General features: G+C 70.5%; 15 protein-coding genes and 1 tRNA gene. 11 read left to right on the top strand and 5 right to left on the bottom strand.

Translation table 11 applies throughout. The features are described from left to right. The first annotated feature begins 5 nt into the window (after window positions 1-5). From QUG98_RS15410 to pstB, 6 genes are all read left to right on the top strand, one after another. On the top strand, window positions 6-2,171 hold the full coding sequence (locus tag QUG98_RS15410) for an RNA degradosome polyphosphate kinase (protein ID WP_289471385.1): 2,166 nt from the start codon (window positions 6-8) through the stop codon (window positions 2,169-2,171). Beyond that, window positions 2,168-3,115, top strand: coding sequence for an NUDIX hydrolase (locus QUG98_RS15405; RefSeq protein ID WP_289471384.1), 948 nt, complete (start codon window positions 2,168-2,170; stop codon window positions 3,113-3,115). Before QUG98_RS15410 ends, QUG98_RS15405 begins: the two co-directional genes overlap by 4 nt. A gap of 435 nt (window positions 3,116-3,550) precedes the next feature. Then, complete coding sequence (locus tag QUG98_RS15400) at window positions 3,551-4,657, top strand: phosphate ABC transporter substrate-binding protein PstS (protein ID WP_058730112.1); 1,107 nt, start codon at window positions 3,551-3,553, stop codon at window positions 4,655-4,657. Between the two features lie 232 nt (window positions 4,658-4,889). Continuing rightward, entirely contained in the window at window positions 4,890-5,840 is a 951-nt protein-coding gene (pstC, locus tag QUG98_RS15395) for a phosphate ABC transporter permease subunit PstC (RefSeq protein WP_058729268.1), read from the top strand. 13 nt (window positions 5,841-5,853) lie between these two features. Beyond that, the gene (gene pstA / locus QUG98_RS15390; protein ID WP_289471383.1) at window positions 5,854-6,939 is read left to right on the top strand and encodes a phosphate ABC transporter permease PstA; all 1,086 of its coding nucleotides are present in this window, start codon (window positions 5,854-5,856) and stop codon (window positions 6,937-6,939) included. Window positions 6,940-6,988: 49 nt separating this feature from the next. Further along, the gene (gene pstB, locus QUG98_RS15385; RefSeq protein WP_058750201.1) at window positions 6,989-7,768 is read left to right on the top strand and encodes a phosphate ABC transporter ATP-binding protein PstB; all 780 of its coding nucleotides are present in this window, start codon (window positions 6,989-6,991) and stop codon (window positions 7,766-7,768) included. A gap of 149 nt (window positions 7,769-7,917) precedes the next feature. Here pstB and QUG98_RS15380 read toward each other — a convergent pair whose 3' ends face one another. From QUG98_RS15380 to QUG98_RS15370, 3 genes are all read right to left on the bottom strand, one after another. Then, window positions 7,918-8,835: an anti-sigma factor gene (locus tag QUG98_RS15380; RefSeq protein WP_289471382.1), complete on the bottom strand. Its 918-nt coding sequence runs from the start codon at window positions 8,833-8,835 to the stop codon at window positions 7,918-7,920. Beyond that, window positions 8,832-9,431, bottom strand: coding sequence for a sigma-70 family RNA polymerase sigma factor (locus QUG98_RS15375; protein ID WP_058728600.1), 600 nt, complete (start codon window positions 9,429-9,431; stop codon window positions 8,832-8,834). Before QUG98_RS15375 ends, QUG98_RS15380 begins: the two co-directional genes overlap by 4 nt. A gap of 547 nt (window positions 9,432-9,978) precedes the next feature. Continuing rightward, entirely contained in the window at window positions 9,979-10,608 is a 630-nt protein-coding gene (locus QUG98_RS15370) for a DNA-directed RNA polymerase subunit beta (RefSeq protein WP_289471381.1), read from the bottom strand. Window positions 10,609-10,734: 126 nt separating this feature from the next. On the opposite strand from QUG98_RS15370, the gene QUG98_RS15365 reads away from it, so the two are divergent. The 3 genes from QUG98_RS15365 to QUG98_RS15355 all read left to right on the top strand — a co-directional run bounded on the left by QUG98_RS15365 (window position 10,735) and on the right by QUG98_RS15355 (window position 11,586). Further along, window positions 10,735-10,896, top strand: coding sequence for a DUF2207 domain-containing protein (locus QUG98_RS15365; protein ID WP_146240285.1), 162 nt, complete (start codon window positions 10,735-10,737; stop codon window positions 10,894-10,896). Window positions 10,897-10,949: 53 nt separating this feature from the next. Then, a tRNA-Lys gene (locus tag QUG98_RS15360) sits at window positions 10,950-11,025 on the top strand. Window positions 11,026-11,265: 240 nt separating this feature from the next. After that, window positions 11,266-11,586, top strand: coding sequence for a hypothetical protein (locus tag QUG98_RS15355; protein ID WP_289471380.1), 321 nt, complete (start codon window positions 11,266-11,268; stop codon window positions 11,584-11,586). Between the two features lie 245 nt (window positions 11,587-11,831). Here the strand turns inward: QUG98_RS15355 and QUG98_RS15350 are convergent, their stop codons facing one another. Together QUG98_RS15350 and QUG98_RS15345 are read right to left on the bottom strand one after the other, a co-directional pair. Further along, window positions 11,832-12,767, bottom strand: coding sequence for an aldose 1-epimerase family protein (locus QUG98_RS15350; RefSeq protein ID WP_289471379.1), 936 nt, complete (start codon window positions 12,765-12,767; stop codon window positions 11,832-11,834). Further along, complete coding sequence (locus QUG98_RS15345; protein ID WP_289471378.1) at window positions 12,764-13,615, bottom strand: DeoR/GlpR family DNA-binding transcription regulator; 852 nt, start codon at window positions 13,613-13,615, stop codon at window positions 12,764-12,766. Before QUG98_RS15345 ends, QUG98_RS15350 begins: the two co-directional genes overlap by 4 nt. Window positions 13,616-13,679: 64 nt before the next feature. Here QUG98_RS15345 and galT point away from each other — a divergent pair, with 64 nt between their 5' ends. Both galT and galK read left to right on the top strand, forming a co-directional pair. Then, on the top strand, window positions 13,680-14,777 hold the full coding sequence (gene galT, locus QUG98_RS15340) for a galactose-1-phosphate uridylyltransferase (RefSeq protein ID WP_289471377.1): 1,098 nt from the start codon (window positions 13,680-13,682) through the stop codon (window positions 14,775-14,777). Continuing rightward, on the top strand, window positions 14,774-15,910 hold the full coding sequence (galK, locus tag QUG98_RS15335; protein WP_289471376.1) for a galactokinase: 1,137 nt from the start codon (window positions 14,774-14,776) through the stop codon (window positions 15,908-15,910). Before galT ends, galK begins: the two co-directional genes overlap by 4 nt. The last annotated feature ends 66 nt before the right edge of the window (window positions 15,911-15,976 follow it).

Here is a 15,976-nt window from a genome sequence, read left to right as displayed (position 1 = left end):
TCGACATGGACACCGAACCGCAGCTCGACGGCGAATCCGTCGCTCCCGATCTCGACGACTTCGACGAGGTCGTCGAGATCGAGCACGAGTCGCTGCCGTCGGACCGCTACTTCGACCGCGAGCTGAGCTGGCTGCGCTTCAACCAGCGCGTGCTCGAACTGGGCGAAGACCGCACGCAACCGCTGCTCGAACGGGCCAACTTCCTGGCGATCTTCGCATCCAACCTCGACGAGTTCTTCATGGTGCGCGTCGCGGGGCTCAAGCGCCGCATCGACACCGGGATCGCGGTCCCGACCAACGTCGGGCGGGCACCGAGCGACGTCCTGCGGGACATCGCGCGGAAGGCCCACGAGCTGCAGGACCGGCACGCGGCGGCGTTCATCGAGTCGCTGAAGCCGGACCTCGACGCCGCAGGCATCCACATCGAGCACTGGTCCGACCTCGACGAGGCCGACCGCCTGCGCATGCGGGAGTACTTCAACGAGCAGATCTTCCCGGTGCTCATGCCGCTCGCGGTCGACCCGGCGCACCCCTTCCCCTACATCTCCGGCCTGTCGCTGAACCTGGCGGTCCGGGTGCGCAACCCGAAGTCGCAGCGGCAGGAGTTCGCGCGCCTCAAGGTGCCGCAGAACTTCTCGCGCTTCATCGCGCTGCCCGACGACGGCTCCGGGAGGATGCGCTTCATCCCGCTCGAGGACCTCATCGCGAACCACCTCGACGACCTGTTCCCGGGCATGGAGGTCCTCGAGCACCACGTCTTCCGCGTCACCCGCAATGAGGACGTCGAGATCGAGGAGGACGAGGCCGAGAACCTCATCCAGGCGCTCGAGCGCGAGCTGCTCCGTCGCCGCTTCGGTCCGCCGATCCGTCTCGAGATCACCGAGGACATGGACCCGGTGACCCTCGACCTGCTCGTGCGCGAGCTCGACATCACCGAGCAGGAGGTCTACCGACTGCCGTCCCCGCTCGACCTCGGCGGCCTGTTCGAGATCGCCAAGATCGCGCGCCCGGACCTCCACTACCCGCGCCACGTCCCGACGACGCCGGTGCAGTTCCAGCCGGGTGAGCCGAACACGAAGCCCGACCTGTTCCGCGCCATCGGCTCGCGCGACGTCCTCGTGCACCACCCGTACGAGTCCTTCGCGACGAGCGTGCAGGCGTTCCTCGAGCAGGCCGCTGCCGACCCGAACGTCCTGGCGATCAAGCAGACGCTCTACCGCACGTCCGGCGACAGCCCGATCGTCGAGGCCCTGATCGACGCCGCCGCCGCGGGCAAGCAGGTCCTGGCCCTCGTCGAGATCAAGGCGCGCTTCGACGAGCAGAACAACATCACCTGGGCACGGAAGCTCGAGAAGGCCGGCGTGCACGTCGTCTACGGCCTTGTCGGGCTGAAGACGCACTCGAAGCTCGTGCTCGTCATCCGGCAGGAGGGCGGCACACTCAAGCACTACAGTCACATCGGCACGGGTAACTACAACCCGAAGACCTCGCGCATCTACGAGGACATGGGGCTGTTCACCGCGGACGACACCGTGGGCAAGGACCTCACCCGTCTGTTCAACGAGCTGTCCGGCTACGCGATCGAGAAGAAGTTCAAGCGGCTGCTCGTCGCGCCGCTGCACCTGCGCAAGGGGCTCGTGAAGCGGATCCAGGCCGAGGCCGCGAACGCCCGCGCCGGCAAGCCGTCTGGCATCCGGATCAAGGTCAACTCGATGGTCGACGAGCAGGTCATCGACGCCCTCTACCTGGCGAGCCAGGCCGGTGTGCCGATCGACGTCTGGGTCCGCGGCATCTGCTCGCTGAAGCCGGGCATCGAGGGCGTCAGCGAGACGATCCGCGTGCGCAGCGTCGTCGGCCGGTACCTCGAGCACTCGCGCGCCTTCACGTTCCACAACGACGGTGACCCGGTGGTCTTCATCGGTTCGGCCGACATGATGCACCGCAACCTCGACCGCCGCGTCGAGGCGCTCGTCCGGCTCACCGATCCGGCCCATGTCGCCGAGGTCGAGGAGATGTTCGACCTGGCGATGGCGGAGTCGACGAGCTCGTGGCACCTCGAGTCCGACGGCGAGTGGACGCGCCACTCCACGGACCCGGACGGCCGTCCGCTCGACGACGTGCAGAATGTGCTCATGCGGAAGATCTCGGCCCGGAAGCGTTCGGCTCGGTGAGCGGCGGCCCCACGGGGCCCGTCGTCGCGGCGGGCGCGGTCGTCTGGCGTGAACGGGACGGAGTGCCGCTGGTGCTGCTCGTCCACCGGGACCACCACCAGGACGTCTCCCTGCCGAAGGGCAAGGTCGACCCCGGCGAGAGCATCCCGACGACCGCCGTGCGGGAGATCGACGAGGAGACCGGGTACCGCGTCCACCTCGGGGCACCGCTCGGTACCGCGGAGTACGTGCTGCCGAGCGGTCGCGACAAGGTCGTGCACTACTGGTCCGCGCGCGTCGGCTCGAAGGAGTACGAACGGGCGGGGAAGTTCCGACCGAACGACGAGGTCGCCGCGATCGAGTGGGTGACCGTCGACCAGGCACGGGCTCGGCTCACGTACGAACGCGACGTCGCGATCCTCGACCGGTTCGCCGATCGTGTCGCAGCGGGCGAGCACCGGACGTTCGCGCTGATCGCCCTCCGCCACGCGAAGACCGTGCCCGGCTCGGACTGGGACGGCCCCGACGCCACCCGCCCGCTGCTGCCGGTCGGGCGGTCCCAGGCCAAGGCCGTCGCGGCACCCGTCGCGGCGTTCGGTCCGAAGAAGATCGTCAGCAGCACGGCGGCGCGGTGCCTCGCGACCGTCGAGCCGCTCTCCGCCCGGACCAAGGTCGGGGTCTCGAGCACGACGGACATCAGCCAGGACGCCCACGACCGCGGCGCCGCCGACGTCAAGGGCGTGGTGCAGAAGCGCATCGCGAAGGCGAAGTCCGCCGTGCTGTGCTCACACGGTCCGGTGCTGCCGGACATCATCGCGCGCATCGCCTCGGCCACCGCCGACGACCGCCGTCGCTTCGACCTCCGTCGGGCCGCGATGCTCTCGGTCGGCGACTTCGCCGTGCTGCACATCGCGGGCGAGAAGCTCGTCGCCGTCGAGACCCACCGCAACACCATCCCGGCCTGAGTCGAGCGCCCGACGCGATCTGGCGCAACCGCGCCCGGCGCGACCGAGCCGCACCGCGTCGGCGCGACCGAGCCGAACCGCGCCCGTCATGGCGGGGCCGCCGGACCGCGGGCGACGAGGCGGTGGCGGGGCGCGCCCCCAGGCCGGTACCGGAGCCCGCGCCGTCCCACGCGCGGCGACCGCCGACAGGGCCGCTGCGCCACCTTCGTGAACCGATGCGATCGCATCGTCCGCGCCCGCGCACGGTGACCCGATCCTGCACCCTCCTCCGGCCGGTCGTCCGGCACCCGAGCCGGGACCACCCCTCGTTCACCTTCCGTTCACCGAGGAGCGCCATCCCCGTCACCTCGCGTCCCTACAGTCGCTCCCGGGTCAGCACCGGCCCGAGGGACCAGCAGCGGTCCCGCTTGCAATGACATTCCCGAAGGGACCCCTGTGAACATCAAGCGAATCGGTTCGATCGCAGCGATCGCGATCGCCGGCGCCGTCGTGCTGTCCTCCTGCGCGGCGAACGAGAGCGGCAGCGGCGACACCGCGGCGCCGACCTCGAGCTCGGGCACCGACTACTCGAAGCTCTCGGGCACGCTGACCGGCTCCGGCTCGTCGGCGCAGCAGACCGCTGAGGCCACCTGGGCTGCGAACTTCCAGAACGTCGCCTCCGGCGTGACGGTCAACTACTCGCCGGACGGCTCCGGTGCCGGCCGCAAGAACTTCATCTCGGGTGCCGCGGACTTCGCCGGCTCCGATGCCGCGCTCAAGGACGAGGAGCTCTCGGGCTCGTTCGACCTGTGCACGGACAAGGCCATCGACATCCCGGTCTACATCTCCCCGATCGCCATCGCCTACAAGGTCGAGGGCGTCTCCGACCTGACGCTCGACGCGAAGACCATCGCGGGCATCTTCTCGGGCAAGATCACCAAGTGGAACGCCTCCGAGATCGCCGACCTGAACAAGGGTGTCGACCTGCCGGACGCGAACATCACCGTGATCCACCGCTCCGACGACTCGGGCACGACGCAGAACTTCTCCGAGTACGTCTCGGCGAACGCGTCGGACGTCTGGACCGAGGCCCCCAGCCAGACCTTCCCGTACCAGGTCGGCGACTCGGCCAAGGGCACCTCGGGCGTCGCCTCGGCGATGGCCAGCGCCTCGAACGCGATCACCTACATCGACGACTCCGGCGCCGGCGACCTCGATAAGGCGAAGCTCATGGTCGGCGACAAGGCCACCGAGATCTCGGCCGAGGGCGCTGCCAAGGTCGTCGCGGACTCCGACACGGTCTCGGGCCGCTCGGAGAACGACCTCGCGATCGACATCAACCGCAAGGACACCGCCGAGGGTGCGTGGCCGCTGGTCCTCGTCTCCTACGCGATCGCCTGCCAGGAGTACAAGGACGCGGACAAGGGTGCGCTCGTGAAGGGCTACCTCGACTACGTCGTCACGCAGGACGCGCAGGAGGCCGCCGCGAAGGAGGCCAAGTCGGCCGCCCTCTCCTCCGACCTGTCGGAGAAGGCCGCGAAGGCAGTCGCCTCCATCAAGTAAGGCCCGCTGAGCACCCGGACGCCGGTCCCACCCATCCTGACCGGCGTCCGGGTTCTCGCCCGTCCAGCCCGGACGCAGCACCAGCAGCACCGGCCCGACCGGACGCAGCACCGGCCCGACCGGACGCAGCACCAGCACCACCGGCCCGACCGGACGCAGCACCAGCACCACCCCCGTCGCCTCCCCCGGCCGCTCCTCCACGGAGCCCGGCCTCCCCTCCGACAGGAGTCCCATGACGACCGCACCGGCCCAGCCAGGGGCCACCGTCTCCCCCACCAAGCCGAAGGCCGTCGTCCGCGTCGGTGACCGGGTGTTCTCGACCGCCTCGGTGGTCGCCGGCAGCCTGATCCTCTTCGTGCTCGTGCTCGTCGCCGCCTTCTTGGTCTGGCAGAGCATCCCCGCCTTCACGGCGAAGGTCGGCGAGCTGCCGAACAACGCCACGAGCTTCTGGGACTACGTCGGTCCGCTCGTCTTCGGCACCGTCTACTCGGCCCTCATCGCGCTGGTCATCGCCGTGCCGCTCTCGCTCGGCATCGCGCTCTTCATCTCGCACTACGCACCGCGCCGCATCGCGCCGGTGCTCGGGTACGTCATCGACCTGCTGGCCGCGGTGCCGTCGGTCGTCTACGGCCTCTGGGGCATCGTGGTCCTCGCCCCGCTCCTCAAGCCGTTCTACGGCTTCCTCAACGAGTACCTCGGCTGGTTCCCGCTGTTCTCCGGCCAGGTGTCCGGCACCGGCCGCACGATCCTGACGGCGTCGATCGTCCTCGCGGTGATGGCGATCCCGATCATGACCGCGGTCATGCGTGAGATCTTCCTGCAGGCCCCGACCCTCAACGAGGAGGCCGCGCTCGCCCTCGGTGCGACGCGCTGGGAGATGATCCGCCTGTCGGTCCTGCCGTTCGCGAAGTCCGGCATCGTCTCGGCGATCATGCTCGGTCTCGGCCGTGCGCTGGGCGAGACGATGGCGATCGCCCTCGTGCTGTCCGTCTCGACGAACGTCACCTTCCAGATGCTGACGTCGCTGAACCCCTCGACGATCGCGGCGAACATCGCCCTGCAGTTCGCCGAGGCGTCGGGCACGGCCCTGAACGCGCTGGTCGCGTCGGGTCTGATCCTCTTCGTCATCACCCTGGTCATCAACATGCTGGCGCGCTACATCGTGCGCAAGCGGGTCTCCTGAGAGGTCACGCCCGATGTCCCTCGCCCTCCGTCAGACCGGCACCGCCGGCAACGTCTACGCCAACGGCAAGCTGCACAAGTCCGTGCCGTGGCTCCTGCTCATCGGCTCCTGGGTCGCCCTGATCGCGGTCTTCGCCCTGCTGAACGCGGGCGGCGCGGTGAAGGACTTCAACGTCGTCGCCGCCCTGTTCCTCGGCACCGTCCTGTTCGACGTCCTCATCGTCGTCGTGTCACGCATCGTCGAGGGCGGGCGCAAGGCGGTCGACCGGCTGATCACCTCGCTGGTCGTCACGGCGTTCGTCATCGCGGTGCTGCCGCTGGTGTCGCTGCTCTGGACCGTCCTGGCCGACGGCCTCGCCCGCTTCGACGCCCAGTACTTCAACTCCTCGATGCGCGGCGTCATCTCCGACGGCGGCGGCGCACTGCACGCCCTGATCGGCACGCTCGAGATCACGCTGTTCGCCGCGCTCATCTCGGTGCCGATCGGCCTGCTCACCTCGATCTACCTGGTCGAGTACGGCAAGGGCGCCCTGGCGAAGGGCATCACGTTCTTCGTGGACGTCATGACGGGCATCCCGTCGATCGTCGCCGGTCTCTTCGCCTACTCGCTGTTCGCGCTGTTCCTCGGCCCGGGCGCCCGCTTCGGCCTCGTCGGCTCGATCGCGCTGAGCGTGCTGATGATCCCCGTCGTCGTCCGCTCGACCGAGGAGGTCCTGAAGATCGTCCCGATGGAGCTCCGCGAGGCCTCGTACGCGCTCGGCGTGCCGAAGTACCTGACGATCCTCAAGGTGGTGCTGCCGACGAGCCTCGCCGGCATCACGACGGGCGTCATGCTGTCGATCGCCCGCGTCATCGGTGAGACCGCGCCGCTGCTCGTCACGGCCGGCTTCACCGCGAGCATGAACTACGACCTGTTCAAGAACCCGATGATGACGCTGCCGGTGTTCGCGTACACGCAGTACTCGCAGCAGGGCGCCAACCCGGTGCCGTTCGTCGACCGGGCCTGGACCGCGGCGCTCGTGCTCATCCTCATCGTGATGCTGCTCAACCTGCTCGCCCGCTTCATCACCCGACTCTTCGCCCCCAAGCTCCCCCGCTAGCGCCGAGCGCCAGCGAAGCGGCAACTCCACCCACCCCGAAGGAAACCACGTGTCCAAGCGCATCGAGGTCGACGGCCTCAACGTCTACTACTCGAAGTTCAAGGCCGTCGAGGGCGTCGACATGACGATCGAGCCCCGCACCGTCACCGCCTTCATCGGCCCGTCGGGCTGCGGCAAGTCCACCTTCCTCCGCACGCTCAACCGCATGCACGAGGTCATCCCGGGTGCGTACGTCGAGGGCTCCGTCAAGATCGACGGCGACGACCTGTACGGCCAGGGCGTCGATCCGGTGCTCGTCCGTCGCCAGGTCGGCATGGTCTTCCAGCGCCCGAACCCGTTCCCGACGATGTCGATCCGCGACAACGTCCTCGCGGGCGTGAAGCTCAACAACAAGCGCGTCTCGAAGTCGGAGAGCGACGACATCGTCGAGCGCTCCCTGCAGGGCGCGAACCTGTGGAACGAGGTCAAGGACCGCCTCGAGAAGCCCGGCATGGGGCTCTCCGGTGGGCAGCAGCAGCGTCTGTGCATCGCCCGCGCGATCGCGGTGCAGCCGGACGTCCTGCTCATGGACGAGCCGTGCTCGGCCCTCGACCCGATCTCGACGCTCGCGATCGAGGACCTCATCGAGGAGCTCAAGAAGGACTTCACGATCGTCATCGTCACGCACAACATGCAGCAGGCCTCGCGCGTCAGCGACAAGACCGCGTTCTTCAACATCGCGGGCACCGGTGCGCCGGGCAAGCTCATCGAGTTCGACGACACCGCGACGATCTTCTCGAACCCGTCCGTCCAGGCGACCGAGGACTACGTCTCGGGTCGCTTCGGGTGATCGGCGCCCGGTCCGTCTCCTGACGGTCGGCCTGGAGGCCCGGTGCACGTCCGCCACGGACGGCACCGGGCCTCCCGTCGTCGCGGGCGCGGTGCGCGACGCAGAACGGCGGGCAGCGGATGATCCGCTGCCCGCCGTCCGCGTGGTCGCTACGCCTGGGTCGTGGGGACGGCCATGAGCGGCGTCGAGGTCGGCTGGTCGGACCCGCCCTCGGGCTCGACCGTCATGCCGATCGCGTCGCCGGGGGTCAGGTCACCCTCGAGCACCGCCGTGTGCACGCCGTTCCGGGCACCGTCGACGAGGCCGGCCGGAACCACCTTGGTGCCCTCGGAGCCGATGTACCAGAGCTCGTAGGTCTTGCCCGCCGGAGCCTGCTCGACGCCGTCGAGGATGACCGCGGACTTGCCGACGTCGTGCGACCAGACCACCGTCGCTGAGCCGCCACCGGGGACCTTCGCGGTCGTGCGCTGGAAGTCGGACGCTGCGTAGATCGAGTCGAGCGTGCCCGAGGCCTGCGTGGTGCCCGTGCCGGAGCCGTCGGACTGGCCGAAGCCCGTGCCCACGCCGAGTCCGACGCCGAGGAACACCACCGCGACCGCTGCCGCGGCGGTCAGGGCGGCCGCCGGACGCTGGAACCAGCGACGGCGGGCCTTCGCCGATGCCGCGCCCACTCCGTCCGCAGCGGCGGGAGCCGTCCCGAACGCCACGACGTTCGCGGTGTCGGCCACCTGCGCGGGGGCGGGAGCCGCACCGACGACGGGGGCGGGCGACGTGGTGGACGCGAGCGGGGCCTCCAGTCCGACGACCGGAGCCGAGGCGTCCGAGGGAGCCGCCTGCGGGGTCCGGGCGATCTGCGCCATCAGCGAGGCCTTGAGCGACGCGGGCGGCTCGATCGGCTCGACGGCGTACGCGAGCTGCAGGGCGGTCTCGCGGAGCGAGTCCGTCTCCGCCTGCAGCTCCGGCGAGGTCGTCAGGGCGTGCTCGAGGAGCGCGCGCTCGTCGTCCGACAGGGCGTCCAGGGCGTGCGACCCGGTGAGCAGGGCAGGGTCGTCGTGCCGTTCGGTCATGACGTCACCCCCATCTCGTCTCGGAGTCGGATCATCCCGTCACGCAGACGGGTCTTGACGGTGCCGATCGGGACACCGAGCCGTTCGGCCATCTCGCTGTGCGAGTAGCCGCCGTAGTACGCGAGCTGCACCGCCTGCCGTTGGAACTCGGTGAGCTTGCCGAGTGCCCGGCTGACCCGTTCGTGCTCGATCCGGATCTCGACCGACTCGGAGACCTGGTCGAAACCGGACTCCAGGTCGCGGATGCCGATCTTGGTGTCCCGGTCGTGCGACGCCTGCGACGCGCGGACCCGGTCGACCGCGCGGCGGTGGGCCATGGTGAGCACCCAGCTGGCGGCGGTGCCGCGTGCACGGTCGAAGCGGGTGGCCTGCTGCCAGACCTCGAGGAAGACCTCCTGCGCGACCTCCTCGGACTGGGCGCGGTCCTTCAGGAGGCGCGTCACCAGACCGAGTACACGGCCGGACAGGGCGTCGTAGAGGTCGGAGAAGGCTGCCTGGTCGCCGTCGGCGACGCGGGCGAGCAGATCGTCGGGCGACACGGGGGTGGGCTCGGTGGAGCTCCAGGCCTCGGTGTCGTGTTCCACGAGCGCAAGCATTGCAGGTTTCCCTCCTCTCGGTGGCATTGCGTCCGACATGTGCAATCACTTCGCAGGTCGGGTTCGGGTCGTTCGGATCCTCGCGGCGGTGGAGTCAGGGCGAGGGCCGCACGGCCCGCAGGGAATTGACCGGCGGGTACCGGACCGGGTCGAGCGGGCCCTCGCTGTGACGTCCGCGAGGAGCGTCACACCCTCTGTTCGGCACCGTCGCCCGAGCGGATTGGCCGGAGCTGCGCCGTCCTCGTGTCCAGGGCACGCCCGGCCGCGCATCGTGTCCACCGAGAGTGAACACGGCGACGCGCACAGCACGTGTCTCGTAGAATCGATCTCGCCGGGCCGCAGCAAGCCCCGGGCTCCAAAATTCGCCGCTTCGAGCGGCCTCGCGCCGAGAGGCGCTTCTGCGGCCCGGTCTTCGCATGTCCGGGGGCGGTCACGCCGTGCGCTCGCCTGTGGTCGTCGCGGTCGCAGTGGTCGTCGCGGTCGTCGTCGCAGTCGCGGTGGTCGTGCCCGGTCGGGAGGCGCGGCGTCGGTCCGCCCCGCCGCCCGCTCAGTCCAGGCTGTCGCGGCGCCAGAGCGCCGCCGCCTCCGTCAGGTCGGCCGCCAGCTCCGTCAGCCGCAGCGCTCGACGGGTCAGCTCGGTCGCGCGCTCCCCCGCGGTCAGGTCCGCGTCGTCCGCCACCGAGGTCGCGCCCGCGGCGGTCAGACGGCAGAACGCCGCTCCGCGGTCGAGCGCCACCGCGAGGTCACCCGTGTACAGCCCGTGCAGGATGCTGTCCGCCAGGGTCAGGATCTCCGCCGGACCCGTCGGCTGCTCGGCACCCGCGACGGCCTCGTCGATGGTGCCGATCTGCGCCGTGCCCCGCTCGAAGAAGTACGCGATCTCGTCCGGGTTCTGCCGGATCACGACCCGCACGAGGTAGATCCGCCACAGCGCGCCGGGGAGCGTGTGCGCGCCGACGCGTGCCCACAGCTCGGCGATCGCGTCGATGCCGTGCACGTCCGTGTAGGTCACGAGCCGCTCGACCACCGCCGGGTCCGGGTCCTGCCGGACGCGGTGCAGCAGCGCGTTCGCCGTCTCGTGCGCGACACGGTTCACCAGGGCCGGGTCGTCGCCGCCCTGGATCGCGGCGAACTCCTGGTCGGTGAAGTGGACGGGACGGTGGTGATCGCGAGGCACCCGGCGAGTGTAGGCGCGGCCGCCGACGTGCACGTCCCCCGTTCGCCACGAACGCAACCGGGCCCTCGCGGGTACCGTGCTCCGGCAGGGAGGCACTCCTCCCGGACGTTGAGAAGAGGAGACTCCATGAACGCCCTGCTCGTCATCCTGGCCGTGATCGCGGTCATCCTGCTGTTCGTCGGTGGCTTCACCGCGAGCCTGAAGTTCCTGCTGTGGGTCGGCATCGTGCTGCTCGTCATCGCGGTGATCATGTGGCTCCTGCGGACGCTCACCGGGCGCCGCAGCTGACCGACGGCACTGGTTCTCGTCTGGAGGCCCTCACCCGCTAGCCTTGCGGGTGAGGGCCTCTAGCTCAGTTGGTAGAGCACCGGACTTTTAATCCGAGGGTCGTGGGTTCGAGCCCCACGGGGCCCACCACCTTCCCGAACCCCGCCTTTTCATCCGAGGGTCGTGGGTTCGAGCCCCACGGGGCCCACCTCATCTCTCCCATCGGACATCTGCCGGGGTACAACCCGATCACAGGATGTTCATGGTGCGTCTTGTGCACAGTCCAGTCCCCGCTCAGCGGTTTGCCTGCACGACGCCGATAGTGTCGTTCCCGGTCCTGATCCACGGACCGAACAGCACCGCAGCACCAGAGAACGAACGGGGTACACCGTGACCGAGCCCATCGACGCCACGCAGACCAGCACCACCGGTGACGCGCGCCGCATCGTCGAGCTCGCAGCAGCGACGAACACCACCATGAGCAACAAGCTCCTCCTCGACACCCTGCGCCGCAGCGCGCAGGTCACGACGCGGCACATCCGCACCGACTTCGTCGAGGTGGCCACTGCCACCGCCGTCCTCGGGTACGTCTGCCGGCAGGGCAGCGAGTACACCGCCCTGCGCGGCGACGACCCGGCCTGGGCGCAGGAGATCGGCCGCTACGGTACCGAGTCGCTCGCGGTCGAGGCACTGCGCATGCGCCGCGCCTGACGCACACGAGCACTGACGACGAAGGCCGCCCCACGTGGGCGGCCTTCGTCGTGTGTGGCGGTTGTCGGGCACGCTGACCGCACACTCGGAGGTCCTCAGCGCGCCGTTGCGGTCGCACGACATGCCGCCCGCGATCGTTCCGGTCGCACGACTTGCCGCTGGCCATGAACCTGAGCGGCATGTCTCGCGACCAGGCCCCCGCACGTGCGCGAGGAGCGCCGGCCAGGCGATCCCGCCGCCCGCGGTCAGGACCAGACGCGGCGGATGCCCCAGGTACCGGTCCAGGTCGCGTCGGGCTCGAGCCAGCGCAGGCCCTCGCCCGAGTTCAGGGCGTTCGCGGGCGCCGTCATCGGCTCCACGGCCACGGCCAGCCCGGTGCCGTCACCGCGGGGGAACTCCCGGGAGGTGAAGACCTGCACGTACGGGAACGACTCGTCCTGCCACAGCTCGACGCCGTCGCCCTCCGGGCCGTGCAGCGTCGTGCGGCGGACACCGTGCTCGTCGGGCGCGATGTCCCGGTACGCGGTGTCGAGGTCGGCATCCCCGGCGCGCTGCCCGGAGCGCAGGTCGTACGGGGTGCCCTCGACCGACACCGTGCCGTCCGGGATCTTGTGCTCGTCGACGGTGAAGGCCGTGGCAGCGTCGAGCGTGACGACGAGGTCCTCCGCCGGGGTGTCGCCCGCACGCAGGTACGGGTGCGCCCCGACGGCGAACGGGGCCCGGACGCCGGAGCGGTTCGTGATCGTGTGAGTCACCCGCACGCCGTCGTCGACGAGCTCGTGGTGCACGCGGGTCTCGAGGGTGAAGGGCCAGCCGTGCTGCGGGTGGATCGTCGCCTGCTGCTCGATCGACGACTCGGTCTGGGCCACCACGCGGTACGGCGAGAACCGCAGCAGCCCGTGCGAGGCGTTGCCGTACTTCGGCTCGGAGACGTCCAGCTGCTGCCGCTTCCCGTCGAGCTCCCAGACGGCGCCGGCGACACGGTTCGGCCACGGCACGAGCACGATGCCGTCGGCACCCGGCGGCAGCGAGGTCACGGGGAACGGCTCGGTCAGGTCGAACCCGGCGACGCGGAGCTCCCGGATGCCCGCGGCGACCTCGGTGACGACGGCCTCGACGACCCCGTCCGGCCCGGCGTGGCGGAGGTGGTACTGCGCTCCGGTGGGTGCTGCTGCGGTCATGCGTGCGACTTCCTTCCGTCTGGTGCTGCGCCGCCGTCCTCGTCCGCCACGACGACCAGTACCCCGGCCGCCCGGATCGGTGCGACGGCGTCCGCCGTGACCTCGGCGGTGACGACGACGTCGATGTCCTCGAGCGGGCGGACGACACCGAGGTGAGCCCGGCCGAACTTCGAGCCGTCCGCCACCACGACGGTACGCCGGGCGGCGTCGGCGAGCATCCGCTTCGCCTCGGTCTCGGGCAGGTTCACGTTCGTCAGGCCGTGCTCGACGTCGAGTCCGGTGCCGCCGAGGAACACCACGTCCGCGGCGATCATGGGCAGGACCGCGCCGAGGAAGGGCGCGACCAGCGAGTGCTGCAGCGGGCGGAGGGTCCCACCGGTGACGACCACGGTGAAGCGCGGAACCGCCGGTTCGAGCGCGAGCGCCGTCGTCAGCGAGTTCGTGACGACGGTCAGGTCGGTCAGGTCCTCCCGCGCGACGAGCGCCGACGCCACCGCAGCCGGCGTGGTGCCGACGTCGAGCACGACGCACTCACCGGACCGGACCATCGCTGCCGCGGCACGGCCGATGGCGGCCTTGGCCACCTGGTGCTCGACGGCGGTCTCCTCGAAGGGGCGCTCGGGGGAACCGGCCGCGCGGCGGACCGCACCGCCGCGCACCCGCCGGATGCGCGCCTCCTGGTCGAGCAGGGCGAGGTCCTGGCGGACGGTGACCTCGCTGGTTCCCAGCGCCGCTGCCAGGGAGGCGGTCCGGACCAGGCCGGGGGCACCCTCGACGATGGAGACGATGCGGTCCTGCCGCAGCGGCGCGGGCAGTGACCCGTCGAGGAAGGAGAGGTCGTCGCGCACCGGACGAGTTTCGCGTACTTACGGATGCTTTCGCAACGCTTCGCGCGGCGAGTAGGCTGTCCCGGTGATCACCAAGCGCGTGACGACGCTCGCCGACGGCCGCGAGCTCATCTACTTCGACGACGCCGACACCCAGCTGCCCGCCGAGCGCAGCATCGACCAGCGTGTCCTCGACCCCCGGCCCGGGACGGCCCGGATGCGACAGGACGTCCTGACCGGCGAGTGGGTGTCCATCGCCTCGAGCCGGCAGAACCGCGTGTTCCTGCCGCCCGCCGACCAGGACCCGCTCGCGCCGCAGACCGCCGCGAACCCGTCCGAGATCCCCAGCCGGTACGACGTCGCCGTGTTCGAGAACCGCTCCCCGTCGTTCGGCCCCCTGCTCGAGGCGGACGACGCACCGGAGTCGCTCGCGTCGCTGTCCGACGTCGGACTGAACCGTCAGCTCCGGAGCGTCGGCCGCTGCGAGGTCGTGTGCTTCTCCCCCGAGACGAGTGGCTCGTTCGCCTCGATCAGCGAGTCGCGCGCACGCACCGTGGTCGAGGCCTGGGCGGACCGCACCGCCGCGCTGTCCGCGATGCCCGGCATCCAGCAGGTCTTCCCGTTCGAGAACCGCGGCGAGGCGATCGGCGTCACCCTGCACCACCCGCACGGGCAGATCTACTCGTACCCGTACGTCACGCCGCGCACGCAGCGGCTGCTCGCGTCGATCGAGCGCTTCGGTCCCGACCTGTTCGAGCAGCACCTCGCGAACGAGCGGGCCTCGGAGCGCGTCGTGCTGCAGGGCGAGCACTTCACCGCGTTCGTGCCGTTCGCCGCGCGCTGGCCCGTCGAGATCCACATGCTGCCGCACCGGCACGTCCCCGACTTCGCCGCGCTCACCGACGCCGAGAAGGACGAGCTCGCGCACATGCACCTGCGACTCACCCGCGGGCTCGACGCGCTCTACGACACCCCGACGCCGTACATCGCCGCCTGGCACCAGGCGCCGGTGCACACCGCGCGGGACACCGTGCGGCTGATGCTGCAGATCACGTCGCCGCGCCGCGCGGCCGACAAGCTCAAGTTCCTGGCCGGCAGTGAGGCCGCCATGGGCGCCTGGATCGGGGACCTCGTGCCCGAGAAGGCGGCCGAGTTCATCCGAGGAGGGATCGAACGCGCATGACGTTCCAGCAGGTCTACGGGTACGAGCCGGCGGTGCGGTACTCCGCTCCCGGTCGCGTCAACCTGATCGGTGAGCACACCGACTACAACGACGGGTACGTGCTGCCCTTCGCGATCGACCGCCGCACGGTGGCCTCGATCGGGCAGCGGGACGACCGGTTGATCCGGGTCGCCTCGGCGTTCGAGCCGGACGCGGTGCACGAGCTCTCGCTCGACGACCTGTCGCCCGAGAACATGCAGGGCTGGTCGGCCTACGTCTTCGGCATCGCCTGGGCACTGCGCGAGCAGGCGGGCGCGGACCTGTCGGGCAAGACCGGGTTCGACGTCTTCATCGACTCTGACGTGCCGGTGGGCGCGGGCCTGTCGTCGAGCGCCGCGATCGAGTGCGGTGTCGCGCTGGCCTTCACCGACCTGTGGGGACTCGACCTGTCGCGCAAGCAGTTGGCGCGTGTCGGGCAGTACTCCGAGAACCACGCCGTCGGCGCACCGACCGGCATTATGGACCAGTCCGCCTCGCTGCTCGGTGAGCAGGACGCGGTCGTGTTCCTCGACTGTCGGACGCTCGACACCGCCGTGGTCGACCTGGCACTCGAGGCGAACGGCCTCGAGGTCCTGGTCATCGACACCCGTGTCGAGCACGCGCACGCCACCGGCGGGTACAAGGCGCGTCGGGAGTCCTGCGAGCGCGGTGCCGCGGCGATGGGTGTCCCGGCGCTCCGCGACGTCGCGGTCGAGGACCTGCCCCGCGCCGAGGAACTCCTCGACGACGAGACCTTCCGCCGCGTGCGGCACATCGTCACCGAGGACCAGCGCGTCCTCGACACGGTGCGCACGCTCCGCGAACAGGGTCCGCGAGCGATCGGCGAGCTGCTCGTCGCCTCGCACGCGTCGATGCGCGACGACTTCGAGATCTCGGTGCCGGAGCTCGACCTGGCGGTCGAGACGGCGATGGCGAACGGCGCCGTCGGTGCGCGCATGACGGGTGGCGGATTCGGCGGTGCGGCGATCGCACTGGTCGACCGGGAGGCCCGTGGCACGATCACGGACGCCGTCACCTCCGCCTTCGCCGCGGCCGGGTACCGCGAGCCCACCGTGTTCACGGTGCACGCCGCGCAGGGCGCCCGGCGCGACTGACGCGCGGCGCGCGCCGCGCGGGGCGCGGCGCGACTGACGCGCGGCGCACGCCGCGCGGGGCGCGGC

Origin of the sequence: Curtobacterium subtropicum (genome assembly GCF_030362975.1) — a bacterium.
Classification (GTDB): domain Bacteria; phylum Actinomycetota; class Actinomycetes; order Actinomycetales; family Microbacteriaceae; genus Curtobacterium; species Curtobacterium subtropicum.
This window is presented reverse-complemented; position numbering and strand designations above follow the sequence as displayed.